The sequence below is a fragment of the Prevotella sp. E15-22 genome, assembly GCF_023204875.1.
Lineage (GTDB): Bacteria > Bacteroidota > Bacteroidia > Bacteroidales > Bacteroidaceae > Prevotella.
This window is the reverse complement of sequence record NZ_CP096247.1, coordinates 2,127,201-2,152,008: the sequence shown is the minus strand read 5'-3', so window position 1 is coordinate 2,152,008 and position 24,808 is coordinate 2,127,201. Positions and strand designations below refer to the sequence as shown.

Genomic DNA, 24,808 nt, shown 5'->3' with positions numbered 1-24,808 from the left:
TCATTATCTGAACGAGTCTGTGAGCAGCTTAATCTCAATCTGTGGTGCTATGCGCTCGTACAATATATTATATACGGCATCGAGGATAGGCATATTTACATGCCAGTGGCGATTGATTTCCTTCATACATTTGGTGCCGAAGTAGCCCTCGGCAATCATCTCCATTTCCATCTGTGCCGACTTCACGCTGTAGCCCTTGCCAATCATTGTTCCAAAGACACGGTTGCGCGAGAAGTTTGAATAGCCCGTTACCAGCAGGTCGCCCAGATAAACGCTGTCGTAGACATTGCGCTCTATAGGGTGGACGGTGTTCAGGAAGCGTGCCATCTCCTGTACGGCATTCGCAATGAGCACAGCCTGGAAGTTGTCGCCAAACTTCAAACCGTTACAGATGCCAGCTGCGATAGCATAGACATTTTTCAATACAGATGAATACTCAATGCCTATAACGTCTGTCGATGTCTTGGTCTTGATGAACTGACTGTTCAGGATATCGGCAAACGACTGTGCCTTCTCCATGTCAGAGCATCCCACAGTCAGATAACTCAGACGCTCCAGTGCCACTTCCTCGGCATGACTGGGACCACCAATGCACGCCAGGTTGTCGTGGGGCACGTCGAACACCTGATGGAAGTATTCCGTACAAATCAGGTTCTCGTCTGGTACGATACCCTTGATGGCCGTCACAATGAATTTATCCTTTAGTCTTACCTTCAGTTTGCGAAGGTGATTCTTGAGGTAGGGTGAAGGCACCACAAATACAAGTGTGTCGTAGGCCTCGACAATCTTGTTGAGATCGCTGTTGAAGTCAATCTCCTTGATGTTGAAGTGGACACTGGTCAGATAACTGGGGTTGTGGGTCAGTCGCTTGAAGTCTTCGATCTGGTCGTCGCGACGCATATACCATCCAATATGGTGCGTGTGCTGCACCACGATCTTGGCAATGGCTGTGGCCCACGAGCCTCCGCCAATTATCGCTATCTTACCACAATTATACATTTGCCTTGTCTATCCAGCTCTGAACCTCGTCCAGCGAAGGTTTCTCGTAACCGAGCTTGAATTTCTTGTTGATTTCGCCAATCTTCTGTTGCAGGCCCTGAGCTTTCTCGTCCTTGATATCCTGGATGAGATAGAAGCCGGCTTTGCGCAACACGTATGCCCAGTCCTCGGGCACGCCGATGGCTGCCCATTCCTGAATACTGCTCTGAGGAGCTTTCTTCTCAGGCTTCATCTGTGGGAACAGCATCACCTCGCCAATGGCGAACTTACCTGTAAGCAGCATCACCAGGCGGTCGATACCAATACCAATACCAAAGGTGGGAGGCATGCCATACTGCAGAGCACGCAGGAAGTCGTGATCGATAATCATAGCCTCGTCATCACCCTTGTCAGCAAGCTTCATCTGCTCGATGAAGCGCTCCTCCTGATCGATTGGATCGTTGAGCTCAGAATATGCATTGGCCAGCTCCTTACCATTAACCATCAGCTCGAAACGCTCTGTGAGGCCTGGCTTAGAACGGTGCATCTTGGTAAGAGGTGACATCTCAACGGGATAGTCAGTGATGAATGTAGGCTGGATGAAGGTGCCCTCGCAGAACTCACCAAAGAGTTCGTCGATAAGCTTACCCTTACCCATGGTCTCGTCAACGTCCATGCCCTTCGACTTGCAGAATGCGCGAATCTCGTCCTCGCTCTTGCCGTCGCAGTCGAAACCAGTCTTCTCCTTGATGGCATCAAGGATGGGCAGACGACGGAATGGCGCCTTGAACGAGATAACCTTGCCATCAATCTCAACCTCAGGCTTACCGTTTACGGCTGTGCAGATCTCCTCAAGCATCTTCTCTGTGAAGGTCATACCCCACAGTAGGTCCTTGTAGCTCACGTAGAGCTCCATGCAGGTGAACTCAGGGTTGTGGGTCTTGTCCATGCCCTCGTTTCGGAAGTTCTTGCCCATCTCGTAAACGCCCTCGAAGCCGCCAACGATAAGGCGCTTCAGATAGAGTTCTGTGGCAATACGCATATACATGTCCTGGTTCAGGGCATTGAAGTGGGTGATGAACGGACGGGCCGATGCACCACCAGCAATATTCTGAAGGATAGGTGTGTCAACCTCAGTATAGCCAGCGTTGTCAAGAATACGACGCATGGTACGGATGATGGTGGCACGCTTTAGGAATGTTTCTTTTACGCCGGCATTAACTACCAGGTCGACATAGCGCTGACGATAGCGCAACTCAGGATCGTCGAAGGCATCGTATACCTTGCCGTCGGCGTCGGTCTTAACCACAGGCAGTGGCTTCAAACTCTTGCTCAAAACTGTCAGTTCCATCACATGAACACTGATCTCGCCAGTCTTTGTACGGAACACATAACCCTTCACACCAATGAAGTCGCCCAGGTCAAGAAGCTTCTTGAAAACAATGTTATAGAGGTCCTTGTTCTCGTCAGGACAGATAGAGTCACGCTGCACATAAACCTGAATACGACCCTTAGAGTCCTGCAACTTGGCAAAGGCGGCCTTACCCATGATGCTCTTGCTCATGATACGACCTGCGATGCTCACCATACGACTGTTCTCTGGTGTAGCTGTCTCGCGCACATCGTTGCCTTCCTCGTCTTTTCCAATGACGGGCAGATCCTCGAAGTTCTCAATAATATCTGTGCTCCATGCATTTACGGGATACTCTGCAGCAGGGTAGGGGTTAATGCCCATCTTGCGCAACTCGTCGAGCGACTGTCGACGAAGAATTTCTTGTTCACTCAGTTCAAGTATGTTCATATCTTATATTCGAATATTTCCTATTTGGGTGCAAAGTTACGAATAAATGAGTGAAATGCAAAAGGAAAACTTGTTTTTCTTTCATTTCTTTCAAGTGGACTACCGATGGGAGGTATCTATACTACCGAATTTTGGTATCGTGACTACCAACGTTTGGTAGCCTGACTACCAACGCTTGGTAGTGTGGCTACCAAGGCTTGGTACGGAGGCTACCAAGCCTTGGTACTGTGCGTACCAAACTTTGGTACTGGATTGGTACTGGAAGAGTATTGTGAAATATGTTGTTTTTCCTTTTGTGTTTCACTCGTTTTTTCGTAACTTTGCACGGTGAAAAATGAAGGTATGGATAAAGAATTACGCAAACATCGGTTTGTAGAGGCTTTTGGCATCGTGGTCATCGTGCTGGCATTGGTGCGTTGCGCCTTTCCTGATATCAGTACACAAAAGTCTGAGACGGCCGAGGTTTTGGATAGTATAGCAGTTGAGGCTGCGTCTGTTGAGGTGGAGCCTGTTGAGACGGAACCTATTGAAGCAGAACCTGTTGAGGTGGTGCCAGCCGAGGCTACGCGCTATGTGGCCGATGGTGAGCGCTTTCATCGAATTAAGAGTGTGCCCAGCTACAAGAATGCCTTCCCTGATAATAACGATGTGCAGTTGACTGCCGCCAACCGCTGGGGTGTGAAGCCTGTGAAGAACCGTAGGGATGCTGAGTTGAGAAAGAATGAACTGGTTTATATAGACTGTTCACCATATTATTATATTGACCCCCTGTACAGTAGTATTCCTTATCTGACGCCGCGTGCGGCCATACTGCTGCAGGATATAGGTCAGGCCTTCTTTGATAGTCTTCAGGTGAAGGGCGTTCCATTGCATCGTTTCATTGTTACCAGTGTACTGCGCACGCAGGACGATGTGGTCAAGTTGCGTCGCCATAATGGCAATGCTACAGAGAATTCCTGTCATCTGTACGGAACAACCATCGACATCTGTTATAACCGCTATAAGACTGTGGAAGATCCAGATGGGCCCAGCCGCCGACAAGTGCGCAACGACTCGCTAAAATATATCCTGAGTGAGGTGCTCAACGATATGAGACAGCAGAACAGATGCTATGTAAAATACGAGGTGAAACAGGGCTGCTTCCACATGACCGTAAGGTGAAAAAAGGTGAAAAGACAAGAAAGTAAAAAAGGTAAAAAGGTAAAAAAGTGAAAAATGGATAGGAATTCCTTTCTTTTTTACCTTTTTACTTTTTTTCTATAGTTTTTTTTTGTATCTTTGTGCGCTGAAATAAATGGCAAAAATGCGTCAGCGGGCTTAAAAATGGCCTTCAGCGCAATTTTATCAGTTTTCTGCCTAGCAGAATTTAGCATTAAGAATCAGAAATTATAAAATTAGATAAAAGTGGATCAGACGATTGACAACGACAGAATTTTAAAGATTAACATTGAGGAAGAGATGAAGTCTTCGTACATCGACTATTCGATGTCCGTTATTGTGGCTCGTGCCCTTCCTGATGTTCGTGATGGATTTAAACCCGTACATCGCCGTATTCTTTACGGTATGATGGGTATCGGTAATACCAGTGATAAACCACACAAGAAATGTGCCCGTGTCGTAGGTGAGGTGCTTGGTAAGTATCACCCCCACGGCGACTCGTCAGTATATGGTGCCCTGGTGCGTATGGGTCAGGAATGGAACATGCGCTACATGCTGGTTGATGGTCAGGGTAACTTCGGCTCAGTGGATGGTGACTCTCCTGCCGCCATGCGTTACACTGAGTGCCGCCTGTCAAAAATGGGTGAGCATATCATGGACGACCTCGAGAAGGATACTGTGGACATGGATCCCAACTTCGACAATACGTTGCTGGAGCCCAGCGTGATGCCTACGAAGGTGCCCAACCTGCTGGTGAATGGTGGTAACGGTATTGCCGTAGGTATGGCAACGAACATGCCTACCCACAACCTGGGTGAGGTGATCGACGGTTGCTGCGCCTTTATTGATAATCCTGAGATCGACTGTGAGGGCTTGATGCAGTATATTCCTGGTCCAGACTTCCCCACAGGTGCTTATATCTATGGTCTGCAGGGCGTAAAGGATGCCTATGAGACAGGTCGTGGCCGTATTGTGATGCGTGCCAAGGCCGAGATTGAAAGCGGCGAGACCCATGATAAGATTGTTGTGACCGAGATTCCTTACGGCGTGAACAAGGCCGACTTGGTGGCTTACATTGCCGACTTGGCTTCACAGCATAAGATTGAGGGTATCTCAAATGTGAATGATGAATCTGGTCGTCAGGGTATGCGTATCGTGGTCGACGTGAAGCGCGATGCCAATGCCAATGTGATTCTGAATAAGTTGTTCAAGATGACAGCTCTGCAGAGCTCGTTCTCTGTGAACAATATTGCTTTGGTGCCCATCCCTGGCACGCATGGCAAAATGCGTCCAAAGCTGCTCAGCCTGCGTGAGTGCATCCGCTACTTCATTGAGCATCGCCACGAGGTGACCATCCGTCGCACTAAGTTCGATTTGAAGAAGGCTCAGGAGCGTGCTCACATCCTGGAGGGCTTGATTATTGCTGTGAACAATATCGACGAGGTGGTTCATATCATCCGTCAGTCGGCCACACCTACCGATGCTCAGCGTAACCTGGAGAAGCGCTTCGATTTGGACGAGCTTCAGTCGAAGGCAATCGTCGACATGCGTCTGAGTCAGTTGACCGGCCTGCGTGTTGATCAGCTGCATCAGGAGTACGACGATTTGATGAAACTCATTGCCGATCTGGAGGAAATCCTGAACAACCCTGAGCGTTGTAAGGAGGTGATGAAGGAAGATCTCTTGGAGGTGAAGGAGAAGTATGGCGACGAGCGTAAGACGGAGATTATCCCCTTCGACCACGAGTTCAATGCCGAGGACTTCTATCCCGATGATCCTGTGGTGATCACCATCAGTCATATGGGCTATATCAAGCGCACACCGCTGAGCGACTTCCATGCTCAGAGCCGTGGCGGATTGGGTGCCAAGGGCGCTCGTCATCGCGATAACGACTTTACAGAGTATATCTATCCTGCTACGATGCACAACACGCTGTTGTTCTTCACGCAGAAGGGACGCTGCTACTGGCAGAAATGTTACGAGATTCCTGAGGGCGACCGCAACTCAAAGGGTCGTGCCATCCAGAACCTGCTGAACATTGAGCCTGACGACGCTATCAACGCCGTGCTGCGTATTAAGAACTTCAACGATGAGGAGTTCCTGAAGTCACACTACGTGATGTTTGCCACTAAGCAGGGTATCATCAAAAAGACCTGTCTGTATGACTATAGAAATGTGCGTGCCGCTGGTGTACGTGCCATCAATATCAACGAAGGCGACGAGGTGGTAGGCGTACGTCTGACCAATGGTCATAATGAGATCCTGCTGGCTAATCGCAACGGACGTGCCGTTCGCTTCAACGAGGATGCTGTTCGCACCATGGGCCGTGTGTCAACTGGTGTGATTGGTATGCGTCTGGATGGCGGCGACGACGAGGTGGTAGGCATGGTATGCGTGAACGATCCTCAGACCGAGACCATCATGGTGGTCAGCGAGAACGGTTATGGTAAGCGTTCGGATATCGAGGACTATCGTATCACTAACCGTGGTACCAAGGGTGTGAAGACGCTTGCCATCACTGAGAAGACTGGCCGTCTGGTGGCTATCAAGGTGGTGACCGACGAGAACGATCTGATGATTATCAATAAGAGTGGTATCCTGATTCGCCTGAACGTGAGCGAGGTGCGTGTCATGGGTCGTGCTACTCAGGGCGTCCGCTTGATTAACCTTACCAAGAAGAATGATACTATCGCCAGTGTCTGCAAGGTGCAGAAAGCCACCGAGGAAGAACTGGACGAAGAGAATGCTGAGGCTCAGGAGAATCTTGAGGATGGTAATACAAACGAATAATTGTTTAACTAACTTATAAAAACATGAAAAAAGTAATGATGATGGCCTTGATGGCAGCTGCTGCCACCACTGCCTTTGCACAAGAAACTGTGGTAAAAGAGGCCAAGAAACTCTTAACCAAGAAGGATTTTGATGCTGCTGCTCAGATGTTGACGCCTGCGCTTACATCAAGCGAGACCCTCGACAAGGCTGCTGCATGGAATCTGATGACTGACATCCAGTTTGAGAAGTTCTCAACTATCCAGAACGAGAACGTGCAGAACCAGATGAACCAGAAAGCTGTTCCCTTCGATACACTGGCCATGAACACGGCTTGCTATGAAGCTTTGAAGGCTGCTGTTGAGTGTGATAAGTATGACGTACTGCCCAACGAGAAGGGTAAGGTGAAGATTCGCTTCCGCCAGGCTAACCAACAGCGTATGCAGAACGTTCGTTTGAACCTGATTAACGCTGGTTTGTACGACTATAACCACAAGAACCTGGATGGCGCTTTGGCTAAGTGGGCGCTCTATCTGGAAAGTCCTGCATCCGACCTCTTCACTGGTCTGGCTGCTGTATCTGACGTTGCTCAGGACCAGTACCGTTCTGAGATTGCTTACTATGCAGGTCTGGTTGCTTATCAGAAGAAGGACTTCGCTAACGCCGAGAAGTTTGCAACAATGGCTGCTCAGGATCCCAAGAAGGCTGCCGAGGCTAACGAGATCATGCTCTTCTCTAAGAAGGAGACCATGAAGACCAAGGAAGACTCATTGGCTTACGTGGCTATGGTGAAGAACCTTCACAAGGAGAATCCTGAGGAGGAGCGCTACTTCAACCTGCTGATGGAGTACTACACTCGCGCTAACGACATGAAGGCTTTGAGCGATTGGGCCGACGAGGAGATTGCTATCAACGCTGAGAATAAGATGGCATGGGCTCTGCGTGGCGAGGCTTTGATGAACGCTCGTGACTGGGATCCCGCTGTAGAGGCTTATAAGAAGGCTCTCGAGATTGACCCAACCTTCATTCAGTGTGTGTTCAATGCTGGTGTATGTCTTAACGGTAAGGCTATTGACCTGAAGGATAAGTTGGCCGATAAGAACACTGGTGGACTTACCAAAGCTAATGCTGACAAGGTGAAGGCTATCCTGCATGATGCAAGAGAGTTCTTGGAGCGCGCCAAGGAACTGGATCCTGACCGTGAGAAGGTGAACTGGGCATATCCTCTTTATCAGATCTATTACTCAATTGGTGATAAGGCCAAGAGTGATGAGATGGAGAAACTGGTGAACGCTGGAAAATAAAAAGATCTTTGAAACGATAGAATGAAGCAACTCATTGCGACTTTGCTTCTCTTATTGATGACAACACCGTGCCTGATGGCTCAGACGAATGCGAAAAAGGTTCGTCAAGAGCTGAGTCAGGCACGGTCTTCTATCAAGAGCGGCAGATACGACGATGCGGAGAGGACGCTAACAAACCTCTTAAAAGATTCGACCAACCGTGCGAATAAGCGCATTTGGCTGGCCTATTACGATGCCGTGCGTGGAAAATACGAGCAGGGCAACGAGAAATTATATTTAAAACAAAACTACGATACAACTACATTCTTTCATAACGTCAGACTGATGCTCTCAATAGCTGAGACATTGGATAGTCTGGCACCAGAATACAGAAAGAGTCATGCAGAACAACAGAATGGTTATCGTCCAAATCTGTTTGGGGGTGGCTCGTTCTTGCTACGAAAAGGAAAGTGGAGCGAGGCTTATGATTATTATCAGGCATATATCGACTGCGCCCGTCAGCCTCTGTTCTCTGCTTATCACTATGATTCTCTGGATACGAAAATGCCCGAGGCTGCATATTGGGCCACCTACTGTGGTTATAAGTTGAACGACCCTGTACTGACGCTTCGTTACAGCAGAATGGCACTTGCAGATACAACCAAGATGGACTTTACATTGCTCTTCATATCGGAAGCTCGTAAGTGGCTGAAGGATGATGAGCTGTATCTTTCAACCCTTCAGGAGGGCTTCAAGCACTATCCCTTGTTCCATTATTTCTTCCCTCGCCTGATGGATGTATATACCAACAAAGGACAGTTTGATAGGGCGCTTGCTCTGGCCGACAGTGCATTGGCTGTTAACGATTCGAGCGAGTTGTTCCTTTTTGCCAAGTCCACCACATTGCTTCGTATGGAGCGATATGCTGAGAGTATAGAATATAGTGACAGACTCATAAGGATGAATCCCAATATGGCTGAGCCTTACTTTAATGCTGGGTCGGCATATGTTAACATAGCTGGTACGCACGAAGAGAAGCGTGACAAGAAACAGATGCGTCAGGCTTATCAGAAGGCGCTTCCTTATCTGGAGACGTATCGAAAGCTGATGCCTGATGAGAAAAATAAATGGGCACCAGTGCTTTATCGTATTTATTTGAATTTGAATATGGGAAAACAGTTTGACGAGATAGACAAACTGCTTAATAAGAAATAAATCTGCTATGAAAAGAATATGTATCGTTGCGGGCGCTCGCCCGAATTTTGTGAAGGTTGCCCCACTGATTCGTGCTATTGAAGCGACTGAGGGCGTAGAATATGAACTGGTGTATACGGGCCGTGAGGATGACCCCACGCTCGAGGCGTCGTTGTTTGATGATCTTCAGATGCCTCGTCCATCGGTGTTCTTTGGGGTGGACAGCACACGTCTGAACGAGATTACAAGCATGGTCATGGCTTGTTTCGATACTTATCTTGATGAGCATCCGGCCGATGTGGTCATTGTGGTTGACGATCTGGCTTCAACAATGGCGGCTGCCATCGTTACCAAGAAACGTGGCGTGAAACTGGCGCATTTGGTGGCTGGTACGCGCTCGTTTGATATGAATATGCCCAAGGAGGTGAACCGTTTGGTCATCGACGCTCTCTCTGACTATCTTTTCACGGCTGGCATCAAGAGCAACAGTGTGGCTACGCGTGAACAGGCTGAGGGCTCGAATACTTATATGGTGGGTAATATCCTGATGGATACGCTGCGCTTTAACCATCAGCGTCTGCGTCAGCCAAAGCTTGATGTGAAGACTGGCGAATATTTGGTGTTGACGCTAAACAGAAAGGTGTTGCTAGCCGATAAGGAGCATCTGCGTATGCTTCTTGAAGCGCTTGTCAAGGCTGTTGGTAATATGCCTGTCATCGCTCCACTTCGCGGTCATGCCTTGGAGCTTGTCTCGTCGTTCCAATTACCTATCCATACGATTCCTTCACTCGACTATCTGGAATTTGGCTGGCTAACGGCCAATGCTAAGGGTATCATCACTGATAGTGGTAATGTGGCCGAGGAGGCTACGTTTAATGGTGTGCCATGTATCACGCTGAATAGCTATACGGAGCATCAGGAGACCGTGAGCGTGGGCTCTAATGTGTTGGTGGATGGCGATGCACAGAAACTGTCTGAGGCACTGGATGACTTGCTGCAGGGCAGGTGGAAGAAGTGTGCATTGCCCGATCGTTGGGATGGCCGTACGGCCGAGCGTATCGTAAAGATATTGCTAGGCTAGGGCATCTGTAATACTACGAAACTGAATCAATTAAAAATAATAACAATGAAACTAAAACTATTTTCTGCATTGGCCTTGGCCATGCTAACGCAGGCTGCCCAGGCGCAGACCTCTCCAAAAGGTCCTACGATGGGCTGGAGTTCGTGGAACACCTACTATTGTAACATCTCTGAATCGCTTATTAAAAATCAGGCGAATGCCATGTCGAGCAGATTTAAGAGCGCTGGTTATCAGTATGTTAATATTGACGACGGCTTTCAGGGTGGACGTGATAGTCAAACTGGTCAGTTGCTCATCAATAAAACGCGCTTCCCCAACGGTCTGAAGCCGGTGGTGGACCATATTCATAGTAAGGGCCTGAAAGCTGGCATCTATAGTGATGCTGGATACAATACATGTGGCAGCTATCATAATGGTGATACAACGGGCAAGAATACTGGCCTCTATCAGCACGATGAACAGGATGCAAATTACTTCTTTAAAGAGTTGGGATTCGACTTTATTAAGGTGGATTTCTGTGGTGGTGATCCTATTCATAACGAAGATCGCTTGAAACTTGATGAGCAGGAGCGTTATACCGCCATTTCTCAGGCTATCCAGAATACTGGTCGAACTGATGTGCGCTTTAATATTTGTCGATGGGCCTATCCTGGCACTTGGGCTAGTGAGGTGAGTACTTCTTGGCGTATCTCGGGTGATATCAATGCCAGCTGGGAATCCGTTAGAAACATCATTGAGGAGAATCTCTATCTTTCGGCCTACTGTATCAACGGTAGTTACAACGATATGGACATGCTGGAGGTGGGAAGAGGACTTACCACAGAGGAAGACAAGACGCACTTTGGTATGTGGTGTATCATGTCTAGTCCGCTACTCATTGGATGTGATATGACCAAGTTGTCGTTGAGCAATAAGACAACTAAGCTGCTAACGAACGCTGATCTAATTGCTCTGAACCAAGACACGCTTTATCTACAGGCTTATGTGGCTAAACGCAGTGGTGGTTGCTATGTGCTGGTGAAGGACTTGGAGCAGAAATATGGTCTGAAGCGTGCAGTGGCATTCTATAACTCTACTGACGAAGCACAGGATATTTCCATTGATTTTTCTGATATCGAGTTGGGCGGCGTCATCAAGATGCACGACTGTTTTGAGAAAACTGATATCGCTGATGCCGAGCAGGCTTTCACAGTGAACGTTCCTGCTCATGGTACACGCATCTATACCCTGGTGGGCGAGCAGCGTTTGGAACGTACACTTTATGAGGCTGAGACGGCCTATATGACGAGCTATCAGGAAATCGCAGGTGGTGGTACTGCTACTTACTCTAGTGATAACAACTGCTCTGGTGGTATGAAGGCTGGTTGGCTGGGCAATGGTGCCAAGAATGACCTGCAGTGGCGCAATGTTTATAGCCTAGATGGGGGAGAGTACTCTATGGACTTGTACTATCAGACGGGCGAGAGTCGCAGTGTGACTGTCGAGGTGAATGGTACGAGGGTCGGTTCTTACACTCTGAACTCAGGTAGTTATAGTAAGGTGGGTAAGAAAACTATTAAGATTAACTTGGAGGCAGGTGAGAATACAGTGCGATTGTATAATAACTCTAGTTGGATGCCCGATATTGACTGCATGAAACTGACTCTTGTTAGCAAACCTAATAATGTGTTGAATCCATCTGTCAATCATATGAATAGCTCTTCTAAACACTATACTCTTTCTGGCAAAAAAGCCCATTTCAAGGACAAGGGTATTATTGTTACTGACAACAAGAAAGTTATAAATAAATAGTTGTGATACGATAATAATAAAAAGCTACGAAGGATTCCCCTCGTAGCTTTTTTATTGCTTAATAATTCTCTGCTTTAACCTGGAAGTAAGCCTTTGGATGGTCGCAAACAGGACAAATCTCTGGGGCTTTCTTACCGATGATGATGTGGCCACAGTTAGAGCATTGCCAGATAACGTCGCCATCCTTCGAGAATACACATTCCTTCTTAACGTTATCCAGCAGCTTACGATAGCGCTCCTCGTGTTCCTTCTCGATCTTGGCCACCATTCTGAACTTGGCTGCAATCTCCTTGAAGCCCTCTTCTTCAGCCTCCTCAGCCATGCGAGCATACATGTCTGTCCACTCGAAGTTCTCGCCGTTGGCAGCATCTTCAAGGTTAGCCATGGTGTCGCTAATCTTGCCACCATTCAGGTATTTAAACCAGATTTCAGCATGTTCTTTCTCGTTAGCAGCAGTCTCTAGGAAGATGTTACTAATCTGCACATAGCCATCCTTCTTGGCTTTAGAAGCAAAGTATGTGTACTTGTTGCGTGCCTGACTTTCGCCTGCGAAAGCCTCTTGCAGGTTCTTCTCTGTTTTTGTTCCTTTCAGTTCTTTCATTGTTGTAAGCGTTTGTTTAGTTATAAAATGGGTTAACTTCTCCTTTCTTTGGCAAAGATACGAAAAAGTTTTGAAAACAACAAGTGTATGGCATAAAAAAAGATGTACCAGCTAATGTGGTACATCTCTTTATAAGTGTTTTGAAATAGTTTTTTCTTAGCTATTCACTTGTTATGGGTTCTGGTCCTCATTAACATTCAGCAACTTGTTCTCGTTGAACTCGGTCTGCGGAATCTGGTAGGTCCAGCGTACGTCCTGAGCGGGAACCGCAATCTTTGTCATGTGGTTGCTACCCTCGTAAGTACGGTCAATCCCCAGATTGTTACGCTTCAAGTCGAAGTAGCTGAAGCCCTCGCCCCAAAGTTCGATACGACGCTGGAGCAGAACGTCGTCCAGGGTAACAGTGGTCTTGTTCCAGCTGGGCTGACGATAAACCATCAATTCCTTAAGAACAGCTGCAGCTTCGGTAGCCTTACCCTGACGTACCAGTGCCTCGGCCTCGATGAGATACATCTCGGCAGCACGCATATACACATAGTCCATAGTCCAGTTACCGTCGTTGCCAAACTTTACGTTAGCATAAGGACGCTGAGCAGCAGCAGTGGGTTGTGTGGGGTCGCCTTCGGGACCATTGAAATGAGATTTGCGATAGTCGTCAGCGGGAATCTTACTGTAAAGTCTGGCGTCAATCAGTTTTGGAGCGTAACCAAGACCGGCATAGCCAGGAGCAAGATTAGAAATCATTGAGAAGTATGATGCGTAAACAGTAGATGTCTCGGTTGAGTGGTCAAAGCCCCACATCCACTCGTTGTTCTTGATGTTGTAGAAACCATCCATCAGTTCATCCTTATCCATGGGCTGATAACCATTGCGGGCCTTATTGGCAGCCTGGGCAGCTTTGTCCCACATCTGCGCGGTCAGATAGAATCTGGCAAGCAGACCATTGGCAACGTTAGCATCGATGTAGTCTTTGTTAGCACGCTCGTAATTTGCTTCTTCCAGCAACTGTGCACCCTCTTCCAAGTCTTTTCTTGCCTGCTCAAAAACAGCCTTTACAGTGTTTACGCCTTTTAAGGCTTCCAGTTCTGAACTAGATAAACCATCAGCTTCGGTCAGCAGAATGGGCAGACCCTTCTGTTCCATGTTGATGGTGCCATCGGCATTCATATAGTTACGGAACAGCTGAATCAGGCATGAGTATGAATAGCCGCGGATGGCTTTGGCCTGACCAAGCAATGCTTTCTCACCATCGGTAGTGGCACCGTTGGGGTAGAGGCTGATAATCTCATTGGCTTTAGAAATCAGCGTGTAGAATGTTCCCCAGTAGACGTTTACTCTGCGGTAGTCCCACATGCGGTTGTCGTGCTGGTAGTCATAGATAAAATATGTGCTGCCAGCCATGACGATGTCTTCGCCCATCAGGTCCATGGCATGAAGACTGGCCATATAGTTGAATGAGTCGTGGCTGCCGTTATATGTGTCAACCATGAACGACCACATGCCGTTCAGGAATACGTCGGGGTTGTGGCCTGCAGCAACGCCGGCAGCATCGCTGTCCAGATACTCATGATCTTCGGTGTCCAGATAGTCACTGCTACATGCGCTGAACCCAGTCACAATCAGCAGTCCTATAACCAAGTTTTTTATATTCTTCATATCTGTTGTTTTCTTTATTTAAGTGTGGTGTTTTGATACTGTTAGAATGTCACATTCAAACCAAGTGAATATGAGCTAAGAGCAGAGTATACATAGCTGGTTGTACCATCGAAACTCTGACGTGGGTCGAGACCCTTACGCTTTGACCATACGAACAGGTTGTCGCCAGTCGCATAGACGCGAACCTTGCTGATACCAATTTTGCTAATCAGTTTGGCGGGGAGGGTATAGCCCAGTGTCACATTCTTCAAGCTCAGGTAGTTAGCCTTTGTCAGGAAGTAGTCAGATGTGTTATCAATGCCTGCGCCTTGATTGTTGGCATAGAGAGCAGGAATATCAGTATAACGGTTGTCTGGTGTCCAGCGATTGAGCATGTCCTTATGCAGGTTTTCGCCGGCACTTAAGCCGCTATTCATCAGGGTGGCATAATGTGAGTCACGTACATAGCCACCAAGTTGGAATGCTGTCTGCACTGACAAGTCAAAGCCGCGGTATTCTGCAGAAGTGCTGAAACCACCAACAAGGTCTGGAATTGCGCTCTTGTTCAAATCGACAACAGTAGCTTCAGAAGCATTGTTAACAATTACAGCCTTCTTTGCGCCAGTATCGTTACCATTTTCATCGAGCACGGGCACATATTTATTATATTGAGTCTTACCTGTTTCAGGATCTACACCAACATATTCATAGCCAGCCCAGCTATAGATGCTGCTGCCTTCTTTCCACCAGTAGTTGCCACGCTGGAAACCATTAGGATATTCTTCCTTAGGCTTTGATGCGGGAAGCTTGGTCAGCTCATTCTTGTAATGAGAGAAGTTTAAGGCTACGTTCCATTTCAGATCCTGATTCTTGATGACATCGGCACTGATCTCCATTTCAAAGCCAGTGTTTTTCATGTCAACCTCGTTGCGGTAAATCCAACTGGGCTGACCTTCTGATGTGGCCAGAGGACTGCGGAACAGCATATCCTTGTTGTTCTTGATGAAGAAGTCAAAGTTGATATTGATGCGGCTGAACAGACCCAGTTCGAATCCAGCATTAAACATGGCCTGCTTTTCCCAGGTCAACTCCTTGCTTCCGCGCATGGTCTTTGTAAAAGCTGCGTCACCACCAGCCAGGCGGTTGATGCTATAAAGGTCGCTATATGCGTGGGTGATGGTGTTGCCGTCCGGATCCAGGATATTATCATTACCCTGTGTACCATAGCTGGCCTTCAGTTTGAGTGAGCTGATTTCTTTGATACCTTTCATGAACTGCTCCTGGTCAATGCGCCATGCACCACCTACAGCCCAGAATGTACCCCAACGGTTGTCCTTGTGGAAGCGTGAGCTACCATCACGACGAATGCTGGCAGTCATGTAGTACTTGTCCTCGTAGTTCCATTCACCTTTAGCAAGGTAGCCTTCGAGTGCATACTCAGAACTGTTACTATTTAAGTCCTGATAGAGTGCTGCGTTGAAGAACTCGTCAATGCTATAGTCAGACAGATTTGTCATCTGACCATAGAGATAGTTATAGTTGTCCTTCTTGTTCTCGTGTACCAGCATCACATGAATATCATGCTTGCCAAAGGTGTGATTCCAATCCAGAATCTGGTTGGCGTTGAGTGCACCATAACGTGTGTTATATTTGTAGATACGTCCACCAACACTCTTGGCATCACCACCGATAGGAGTCCAAAGGTATGAACGGCTGCTGTTGAACACGTCATAAGCAATGTTGGCAGTAAACTTAAAGTCGTTGAGGAAGGTGGCTTCAAAATAGCCACGTGAGCTCAGGTTATCTGTACCAATCTTGTTTGAGTTAACCTTGGCAACAGCCAGAGGGTTCGACTCACTGGCGTATGGACGGTTATACTCAGTACCGAAATCGTAGAGAGTGGCTCCGTTCTCATCATACATGCGCTTGCCCTGCTTGTCATACAGATAGATAGGGTAGATGGGGGCAATGTTCTGTGAGAACATAAAGATATTGGTGTAACCAGAATTGCTGGCTGATGTGAAGTTACGCTGGTCGGTTCTTGCATATGCCAGGTTTCCACCAATCTTTACGTATTTTCCAATCTTCTGGTCAATCTTTACACGAGCAGAATAACGGTCGAAGTCAGAGCCTATGATATAACCTTCGTCGCCCAGATACCCCAATGAAGCATAGGCCTGAGTAACATCATTACCACCAGTTACGTTAACGTTGTATTCCTGGCGAAAACCATTTTCAAATGGATCCTTGGTCCAATCGTCGTTCCACAGACGCTTGGTGGCAGCAGGATTGAGTTTACCGGTCAGGGGATTGATAAGTGCATCGTCGGCAACACCCTCAAAGATGTTGTATTTCAAACCGTAGTCTCCGCTAATCAGCTCGCTGGCAGCAATTGAATTTGCATCAGCAAGACTATAGCCATCTTCGCCCACCAAGTGATTACGCAGAGCCTCATAATACATTTCATAGTAGTCACCAGGGTTTGAAATGATGTCATAGTTGCCTACAGCACGATCATTGATACCCCAACGAGCTTCAAATGTTACCTTGGCATCACCTGTCTTTGCTCTTTTTGTTGTGATGATAATCACACCATTAGCACCACGCGCACCATACATTGAGTTGGCGGCAGCATCCTTCAAAACGGTCATTGACTCAATATCCTGTGAGGCAATTGAGTTCAAAGAACCCTCATAAGGTACACCGTCAACAACAATCAGTGGTGACTGTGAACTTGAGATAGAACCGATACCACGTACGATGATGCTTGCACTAGAACCAGGCTGTCCGCTCTCAGAGGCAATCTGAACACCAGCGACCTGACCTTCAAGTGCCTTCGACAGGTTAGAGACCTGTTGATTTTGGATCTTCTCTGCCTTCATCGTAGCAGCAGAACCTGTAAATGATGATTTTTTCTGAGAACCATAGGCTACAACGATAACCTCGTCCAGAGCCTTAGAGTCACTCTTCAGTGCAATTCGCATGTTCTGACGGGCTACTACTTCCTGCGTCTCCATGCCAACGTAGGTGATACGCAGCATATTCTTTCCAGCAGGACAGGTCAGTGAAAACTGACCATCAATGTTTGTAACCGTACCAACTTGTGTCCCAACGACCAAAACGGAAGCTCCGATTACGGGCTCTCCGTCCTCTTGAGATACAACGGTACCATTGACTTTGGTTTGGGCAAATACTCCCCCCAAGAACAGGAAGAGGCCCATCAACAATGTCATGAGTCTTTTTTCCATAAATCTCTCTCTCGTTTTTGAATTAAAATAATATTAATTTTGTGTATTTTTTATTCCTCAAATTAGATTTAAGTTGTGTTTCGGGGTGCAAAATTACGTATTTGTTTTAATAAAAGCAAATTTTTGGCCAAAAAAGTTTCAAAACGATATAAAAACATCTAGTTTAAGTACAAAAGATGCACATGAAAAGTAGTAAATGTGTCGTTTTGATAGGTTTTTCTTTTAGTTCGTGCTTTGCAAGTGTGTAAAAATAATAAAAAAATAGGTGGCGTACGTAAGCACATCACCTATTTAATTTAATATAGAATGAATCATTCTAAACAGTAATCTCGCCACATAGGTTTTGTCGCATGTATTTGCGTACTTGTTCAGGATCATCGTATTTTCCTTGAAGATACATCAGCTTTGTTACGGCAGCCTCTACGGTGCCGTCGTATCCACTGATAACACCTGCTTCCTGCAATTGATAGCCTGTATCGTAGCGTCCCATCTGTACGCAACCTTGCAGGCATTGACTGATATTGATGATAATCTTTCCACGGCGGTAGCCTTCGCGCAAGGCATTGATGAGCCATGGACTTTGCGGTGCATTACCTGATCCATAGGTTCGCATGACAATGGCGCGCAGATTAGGCGTGGCAATGATGTGACGGATGAGGTCCTCTCGGATGCCTGGGAACAGCGAGAAGATAATTACGTTATTGTCCAGACGGAACTGAGGGGTGAGTGTTCTTGTGTACCGCTGATAGTATGCGTCCTTTGGCTGAACTGATGTCTGAAGACTGGTGTTTGAGGGGCGACGGATGAACTCGTCGTGGTAGGTGATCTCTACACCTGCATCAGCCAGATGGGGATAGTTGAACGACTCAAAGGCGTTGAATTCGTCGGCACTTTGTTTGGTGGTGCGATTGCCTCGCATCAGATGGCCATTGAAGTAAATGCCTACCTCAGGCACCATGGCTGTGCCGTCTGCTCTTCTGGCTGCAGCTATCTCGATGCTGGTGATAAGATTCTCCTTGCCGTCGGTGCGCAGCTGGCCAATGGGTAACTGTGAACCAGTGAGGATGACGGGTTTAGTCAGTCCTTCAAGCATGAACGACAATGCTGAGGCAGTATAGGCCATTGTGTCGGTTCCATGTAGGATGACGAAACCATCATACTCGTTGTAGTGATCAGCAATGATATGTGCCAACTCCGTCCATAGCTTTGGCGACATGTCGCTGGAATCAATGGGTGGGTTGAACTGATAGGTGGCTATCTCGGTCTGGAACTGCGCTAACTCGGGCACGCGACTGAGTAGGTGCTCGAAGTCAAATGGCTCCAGAGCACCTGTCAGTGGATTTTGGTTCATGCCGATGGTACCACCTGTGTATATCAATAGTATCTTTGAGGTCATATATGCTAGCGAGACTAGTTATACTAGTTTGAACTAGGGTTAGAAACGGAAATCCAGTTCCACGTCAACCATGTTGTAGTTATGCTTGTCAGGGTCAGCGATGGTGCGTTCGTTAACGCGAGCATACTCAAAGTTTATCTGCAGGTTCTTTGTGAACATATAGTCGGCACCAACCTCATAAAGAGTCTTTGACTGGCCCCATTCCTTGGCTTCACGATAAAGGTCGTAACGGGCCTTTACATGGAACTTGTTCTTCTGAATAGGTGCGATGCAGAGAGCATAATAACCATCGGCTTTGTCGCTCGTGTGAGCTGCGTTCCAACCCTGACTGTGGATATATTCTGTGCGGAAAGTCCAGTCGTCCTGTGTGTATTCGCCAGAGAGGGCGTAGCGGTTCTTCTCGCCAACGCCTGCACGACTGCCAGTCCATCCGAAGGCACCAATGCGCATACCCTTGACAGGCATTACCCACATACCACCGATGATGTCCTTGCGGTTGTCTGCATCACCTGTATTGATGCCTTCACCATTGAATGCGCCTATCTGATAGTGCAGTAGGTTACGGCCCTCGGCATTCTTGAGGAAGTCACCTTGGAACTGCAAACCGATGTCGCGACCATTAGAGGCGTGTTCGCCTGTGCGATCAGCAAAACCAGCTAACTTGCTGACGTTCTGTGAGTAGCTCATGAAGCCCTGAGTGATAGGGTGCATGGGGTTCTCGAATGTGAAGGGGCGCTTAAACTGACCAGCCTTCACCTTGAAGAACTCGTACTTCTGCCACTCGCCAAAGAGATCTACCAGGCGGATTGTCATGTTGTTCTTCGTCTTTCCATCGGCCTTGGTGTCGAAAGCATTACCGTTAATCTGCATCTGAGTCTTCCAATAAAAATCAGTGTGAGCACGACCTTCCAATGCCATACGCACCAGACGCAGGTTGAAGCCATTGGTCTCGGCGCCGTCCTTGTCGCTGGCCTGATACTGTACCATACCGTATCCGCTGAACTTAACGTTCTGGAACCATTCACTCTGAGCATGTGTGCTCAGTGCTGCGCCCATCATGAGGGCTGCGATTAAAACTTTTTTCATTGTTTTTTTATTGTTATTATCTTTTTGTTCTATCTTTTGATCAATAATACGACGTTCTCCACGTGTGGTGTGTGGGGAAACATATCCACAGGTTGTACTTCAGCAACTTTGTACTGTTCGTCAAGGTCTTGCAGGTCGCGTGCCTGTGTGGCAGGGTTGCACGATACATAAACAATACGATCTGGAGCTGCACGAAGAATGGTCTTCACAACATCAGGATGCATACCTGCGCGTGGAGGGTCGGTGATAATGACATCTGGGCGTCCGTGCTCGGCAATGAAGTCGTCGTTGAGTATATCCTTCATATCTCCGGCATAGAACAGGGTGTTACCGATGCCGTTTATTTCAGAGTTTATTTTTGCATCCTCAATAGCTTCAGGAACATACTCAATGCCAATCACTTGCTTGGCTTTCTTGGCCACAAAGTTGGCAATGGTACCTGTGCCGGTGTAGAGATCGTAAACCATCTCGTTGCCTGTTAATCCAGCAAACTCGCGAGCTACACTGTAAAGATGGTAGGCCTGTTCGGTGTTGGTTTGGTAGAACGATTTAGGACCAACCTTGAACTTAAGGTCTTCCATGAGTTCGAAGATGTGATCTGTGCCTTTGAATACGAGGATGTCCTGATCGCCAATGGTATCGTTACATTTCTGGTTGTCCAAATAGAGTAGGGAGGTGATTTGTGGAAAACTGTCGGCAATGTGCTGCAACAGGTCTTTGGCCTCCTTCTCACCACCCGTCTCGTCGTAGTGAAACTGAATGATGACCATCAATTCACCGCTGGCGCTGTTGCGAATGATGATGTCGCGCAATAGGCCCACTTGAGCACGTAAATCGAAGAACGAGATGCCGTGCTCCATCGCGTAGTCGCGAATGTCGTTGCGAATCTTGTTATGCAGATCGTCCATGAGCCAACACTTCTCAATCGGCAGTATTTTGTCGAAAGCTCCTGTGATGTGGAAACCAATTGCAGGAATGTCCTTCAGACTCTGACTCTCGTCCTTGGGTAGGGCCGTTATCTCTTCCTTTGTCAAATAGCGTTTGTTGGCACAGCCAAAGTCCAACTTATTACGGTATTCCATAGTCTTCACTGATCCGAGAATGGTACGGAACTTAGGTAGCTCAACCTTGCCAATGCGATGCAGCTGGTCAAATACTTGCTGTTGTTTGAACTTTAGCTGTTCATCATAGGGTAGGTTCTGCCATTTGCAGCCACCGCAAACGCCAAAGTGCTTGCAGAAAGGTACAGCGCGAACTTTGCTTAATTCTACAAAGCGTACCACTTCGCCCTCGGCAAACGAATGCTTCTTGCGGCGAATCTGAATATCACAAACATCACCAGGCACACAAAACGGCACAAATACTACCAAATCGTTCCAGTGGAACAAGCATTTTCCTTCTGCTGCCACGGCCTCAATGGTGATGTTTTCTAATAGGGGTAATGGTTTCTTGCTTCTCGCCATTATCAATTTTCTGTTTTCGATTATCAATTAAATTTCAAAATCCAAGCATGCACGTTGTATGGTGTAAGGACGTACCTTGTCATTGGCCACTGCTACGTGTTCTGGATGAACGGCATAACCTTTTAATGCCTCTTCAGATTCGAGGGTGGAGTCGAGCATTACGTCAGCATTTGATGAGGCTAAACGTCCACTGATATTTACCTTGACGTCTAAGAGTCCAGGAACCTTGCCTACAAGACCTTCTAAGCCTTCTTTGATGCCGGCTTTGACTTGTTGTTTCTGCTCTACCGTGAGTTCGGGATTGAGCGTCCAAAGAATGATGTGTTTTACCATATTATATAAAAGATATGTATAATTAGTTTGCAAAGTTACAAAAAATTATCGATTCGCGTGTCATTATTATTTTTTTTTGCACTTTTTGCGCGTTTTCTTTGGCTGAGTGCAAACTTTTTTATAACTTTGCAAAATTCCAAAGGAAAAATCGAACAATAACCGAGATATTGAACAATACTTATATAATATTAATCTTAAATAATTTAACTGATGAGTCAAAAAAGAGTTTACCTGTTCGGTAATGGTAAGGCCGAAGGTAATGCAAAGATGCGTGAGGAACTCGGTGGTAAGGGTGCTAACCTTGCTGAGATGAACCACATTGGTGTGCCTGTTCCTCCAGGTTTCACGATCACTACTGACTGTTGTAATGAATATTATAAAGTTGGTCAGGAGAAGATTATGGAACTGCTGAATGACGATGTAATGGCAGCAGTAAAGCATATCGAGAATTTGATGAACTGCAAGTTTGGTGACGCCAAGAATCCTTTGCTGGTTTCTGTACGTTCAGGTGCTCGCGCCTCTATGCCAGGTATGATGGATACTATCCTGAACCTGGGCCTGAACGATGAAGTGGCTGAGGGTATGGCTGCTAAGACCAATAATCCTCATTTCGTATACGACTCTTACCGTCGTTTCGTACAGATGTATGGTGACGTTGTGCTCGAGATGAAGCCCGTCAACAAGACCGACATCGATCCATTCGAGGAAATTATAGAGAAGGTGAAGAAGGAAAGCGGTGTTGTACTTGATAAGGACCTTTCTGTTGAAGATTTGAAGAAGTTGGTTAAGCTGTTCAAGGCTGCCATCAAGGAGCGCACTGGTAAGGACTTCCCCAACGATCCTATCGAACAGTTGTGGGGCGCTATTTGCGCTGTGTTCCGTTCTTGGATGAATGAGCGTGCTATTCTCTATCGTAAGATGGAAGGAATCCCCGACGAGTGGGGTACAGCCGTATCAGTGATGGCTATGGTATTCGGTAACATGGGTGATACCTCTGCTACTGGTGTTTGCTTCAGCCGTGACGCTGCCAATGGTGAGAACCTGTTCAATGGTGAGTATCTGGTAAACGCACAGGGTGAGGACGTTGTTGCTGGTATCCGTACTCCACAGCAGATTACTAAGATTGGTTCTCAGCGCTGGGCAGAGCGTGCTGGCATCTCAGAGGCTGAGCGCGTAGCTAAGTATCCTTCTATGGAGGAGGCTATGCCTGAGATTTATGCTGAGTTGAACAGCATCCAGGATAAGCTGGAACACCACTATCACGATATGCAGGACATGGAGTTCACCGTACAGGAGGGCAAACTGTGGTTCCTCCAGACACGTAACGGTAAGCGCACAGGTGCTGCTATGGTGAAGATTGCTATCGACCTGCTCCACGAGGGTATGATCGATGAGAAGACTGCCATCATGCGCTGCGAACCTCAGAAACTCGACGAGTTGCTGCACCCTGTATTCGATAAGAAGGCCCTCTCACAGGCTAAGGTTATCGCTCAGGGTCTGCCTGCATCTCCTGGTGCCGCTTGCGGTCAGATTGTTTTCCATGCTGACGACGCAGAGGCTTGGCACAATGATGGTCATAAGGTAGTACTCGTTCGTATCGAGACTTCTCCTGAGGACTTGGCTGGTATGGCATCTGCTGAGGGTATCCTGACTGCACGTGGAGGTATGACCTCTCATGCTGCTGTGGTTGCTCGTGGTATGGGTAAGTGCTGTGTATCGGGTGTAGGTGCTCTGAACGTAAGCTATAAGGATAAGACCGTTGAGATTGACGGCGTGGTATATAAGGAGGGTGACTTCATCTCTCTGAATGGTACTACTGGTCAGGTTTATGCTGGTGAGGTTACTACCAAGGCTGCTGAGCTGTCTGGTGACTTCAAGGAGCTGATGGACCTGTGCGACAAGTACACCAAGCTGCAGGTTCGTACAAATGCTGATACACCTCGTGATGCTCAGCTCGCTCGCGAGTTCGGTGCCAAGGGTATTGGTCTGACACGTACTGAGCACATGTTCTTCGAGGATAAGAAGATCGTTGCTATGCGTGAGATGATTTTGGCTGACAGCGTTGCCGGACGTGAGAAGGCTCTGGCTAAGTTGCTGCCTTATCAGAAGGCTGACTTTAAGGGTATCCTAGAGGCTATGGACGGTCTGCCCGTGAACATCCGTCTGCTCGATCCTCCTTTGCACGAGTTCGTTCCCCACGATTTGGCTGGTCAGGAGACTATGGCTAAGGAAATGGGCGTAAGCGTAGAGGATATCAAGCGTCGTGTTGACTCACTCGCTGAGAACAACCCAATGCTTGGTCACCGCGGTTGCCGTCTGGGTATCACCTTCCCTGAAATCACTGCTATGCAGACAAAGGCTATTCTGGGTGCTGCTTGTGAGCTGAAGAAGGAGGGTAAGAATCCTATGCCTGAGATCATGGTTCCTCTGATTGGTACTATCAACGAGCTCAAGCAGCAGAAGGAAGTTATCCAGAGTGCTGCTAAGGAGGTATTCGCTGCTGAGGGTGTTGAGGTTGAGTTCGAGATTGGTACTATGATTGAGATTCCTCGTGCTGCCCTGACAGCTGATCTGATTGCTTCAGAGGCTCAGTACTTCTCATTCGGTACTAACGACTTGACGCAGATGACCTTCGGTTACAGCCGTGACGATATCGCTTCGTTCCTGCCTGTATACCTCGACAAGAAGATCCTGAAGGTTGATCCATTCCAGGTTCTCGACCAAGAGGGTGTTGGTAAACTGATTAAGCACGCCGTTAAGAGTGGTCGTGAGGTTCGTCCTGAGCTCCGTTGCGGTATCTGTGGTGAACATGGTGGTGAGCCTAGTTCTGTGAAGTTCTGTGCTAAGATTGGCATGAACTACGCATCTTGCTCTCCCTTCCGTGTGCCCATCGCACGTCTGGCCGCCGCGCAGGGCGCTCTGGAATGTGAATAATTTTCATATTTTTGAGATACTCAAAAATGCAAGTGCTTTATTATCAAGCACTTGCAT

16 protein-coding genes are annotated in these 24,808 nt (G+C 47.4%); 7 read left to right on the top strand and 9 right to left on the bottom strand.

The window, feature by feature from the left end; genetic code table 11:
* Nucleotides 1-3: 3 nt before the first annotated feature.
* Together M1D30_RS08800 and lysS are read right to left on the bottom strand one after the other, a co-directional pair.
* Nucleotides 4-999: an NAD(P)H-dependent glycerol-3-phosphate dehydrogenase gene (locus M1D30_RS08800; RefSeq protein WP_248503087.1), complete on the bottom strand. Its 996-nt coding sequence runs from the start codon at nucleotides 997-999 to the stop codon at nucleotides 4-6.
* Nucleotides 992-2,779 carry a lysine--tRNA ligase gene (gene lysS, locus M1D30_RS08795; protein ID WP_248503085.1) on the bottom strand — a complete coding sequence of 596 codons (1,788 nt, stop codon included), beginning with the start codon at nucleotides 2,777-2,779 and terminating at the stop codon, nucleotides 992-994. Before lysS ends, M1D30_RS08800 begins: the two co-directional genes overlap by 8 nt.
* A gap of 342 nt (nucleotides 2,780-3,121) precedes the next feature.
* Between lysS and M1D30_RS08790 the strand changes: the two genes are divergently transcribed.
* The 6 genes from M1D30_RS08790 (at nucleotide 3,122) to M1D30_RS08765 (ending at nucleotide 12,055) form a co-directional block, all read left to right on the top strand.
* The gene (locus M1D30_RS08790; RefSeq protein WP_248503083.1) at nucleotides 3,122-3,940 is read left to right on the top strand and encodes a DUF5715 family protein; all 819 of its coding nucleotides are present in this window, start codon (nucleotides 3,122-3,124) and stop codon (nucleotides 3,938-3,940) included.
* A 237-nt stretch (nucleotides 3,941-4,177) separates the two neighbouring features.
* Complete coding sequence (gene gyrA, locus M1D30_RS08785; RefSeq protein ID WP_248507795.1) at nucleotides 4,178-6,727, top strand: DNA gyrase subunit A; 2,550 nt, start codon at nucleotides 4,178-4,180, stop codon at nucleotides 6,725-6,727.
* A 23-nt stretch (nucleotides 6,728-6,750) separates the two neighbouring features.
* Entirely contained in the window at nucleotides 6,751-8,010 is a 1,260-nt protein-coding gene (locus tag M1D30_RS08780; protein WP_248503081.1) for a tetratricopeptide repeat protein, read from the top strand.
* A gap of 21 nt (nucleotides 8,011-8,031) precedes the next feature.
* The gene (locus tag M1D30_RS08775) at nucleotides 8,032-9,204 is read left to right on the top strand and encodes a M48 family metallopeptidase (protein ID WP_248503079.1); all 1,173 of its coding nucleotides are present in this window, start codon (nucleotides 8,032-8,034) and stop codon (nucleotides 9,202-9,204) included.
* Nucleotides 9,205-9,211: 7 nt separating this feature from the next.
* Complete coding sequence (locus tag M1D30_RS08770) at nucleotides 9,212-10,264, top strand: UDP-N-acetyl glucosamine 2-epimerase (RefSeq protein WP_248503077.1); 1,053 nt, start codon at nucleotides 9,212-9,214, stop codon at nucleotides 10,262-10,264.
* Between the two features lie 45 nt (nucleotides 10,265-10,309).
* Nucleotides 10,310-12,055 (top strand): CBM35 domain-containing protein, encoded by a 1,746-nt coding sequence (locus M1D30_RS08765; RefSeq protein ID WP_248503076.1) that lies wholly within the window; start codon nucleotides 10,310-10,312, stop codon nucleotides 12,053-12,055.
* A gap of 58 nt (nucleotides 12,056-12,113) precedes the next feature.
* Here the strand turns inward: M1D30_RS08765 and rbr are convergent, their stop codons facing one another.
* The 7 genes from rbr to M1D30_RS08730 form a co-directional block, all read right to left on the bottom strand.
* Nucleotides 12,114-12,656 (bottom strand): rubrerythrin, encoded by a 543-nt coding sequence (rbr, locus tag M1D30_RS08760; RefSeq protein WP_248503074.1) that lies wholly within the window; start codon nucleotides 12,654-12,656, stop codon nucleotides 12,114-12,116.
* Between the two features lie 171 nt (nucleotides 12,657-12,827).
* Nucleotides 12,828-14,312, bottom strand: coding sequence for a RagB/SusD family nutrient uptake outer membrane protein (locus tag M1D30_RS08755; protein ID WP_248503072.1), 1,485 nt, complete (start codon nucleotides 14,310-14,312; stop codon nucleotides 12,828-12,830).
* Between the two features lie 41 nt (nucleotides 14,313-14,353).
* Complete coding sequence (locus M1D30_RS08750) at nucleotides 14,354-17,539, bottom strand: TonB-dependent receptor (protein ID WP_248503063.1); 3,186 nt, start codon at nucleotides 17,537-17,539, stop codon at nucleotides 14,354-14,356.
* 316 nt (nucleotides 17,540-17,855) lie between these two features.
* Entirely contained in the window at nucleotides 17,856-18,935 is a 1,080-nt protein-coding gene (locus M1D30_RS08745) for an asparaginase (RefSeq protein WP_248503061.1), read from the bottom strand.
* Between the two features lie 39 nt (nucleotides 18,936-18,974).
* Nucleotides 18,975-20,021, bottom strand: coding sequence for a porin (locus tag M1D30_RS08740; RefSeq protein WP_248503059.1), 1,047 nt, complete (start codon nucleotides 20,019-20,021; stop codon nucleotides 18,975-18,977).
* A 29-nt stretch (nucleotides 20,022-20,050) separates the two neighbouring features.
* On the bottom strand, nucleotides 20,051-21,484 hold the full coding sequence (gene rlmD / locus M1D30_RS08735) for a 23S rRNA (uracil(1939)-C(5))-methyltransferase RlmD (RefSeq protein WP_248503057.1): 1,434 nt from the start codon (nucleotides 21,482-21,484) through the stop codon (nucleotides 20,051-20,053).
* A 27-nt stretch (nucleotides 21,485-21,511) separates the two neighbouring features.
* A complete protein-coding gene (locus tag M1D30_RS08730) occupies nucleotides 21,512-21,817 on the bottom strand; it encodes a Dabb family protein (protein WP_248503052.1) in 306 nt (101 codons plus the stop codon).
* Nucleotides 21,818-22,027: 210 nt separating this feature from the next.
* Here M1D30_RS08730 and ppdK point away from each other — a divergent pair, with 210 nt between their 5' ends.
* Nucleotides 22,028-24,751 carry a pyruvate, phosphate dikinase gene (gene ppdK / locus M1D30_RS08725; RefSeq protein ID WP_248503050.1) on the top strand — a complete coding sequence of 908 codons (2,724 nt, stop codon included), beginning with the start codon at nucleotides 22,028-22,030 and terminating at the stop codon, nucleotides 24,749-24,751.
* Nucleotides 24,752-24,808 lie beyond the last annotated feature (57 nt).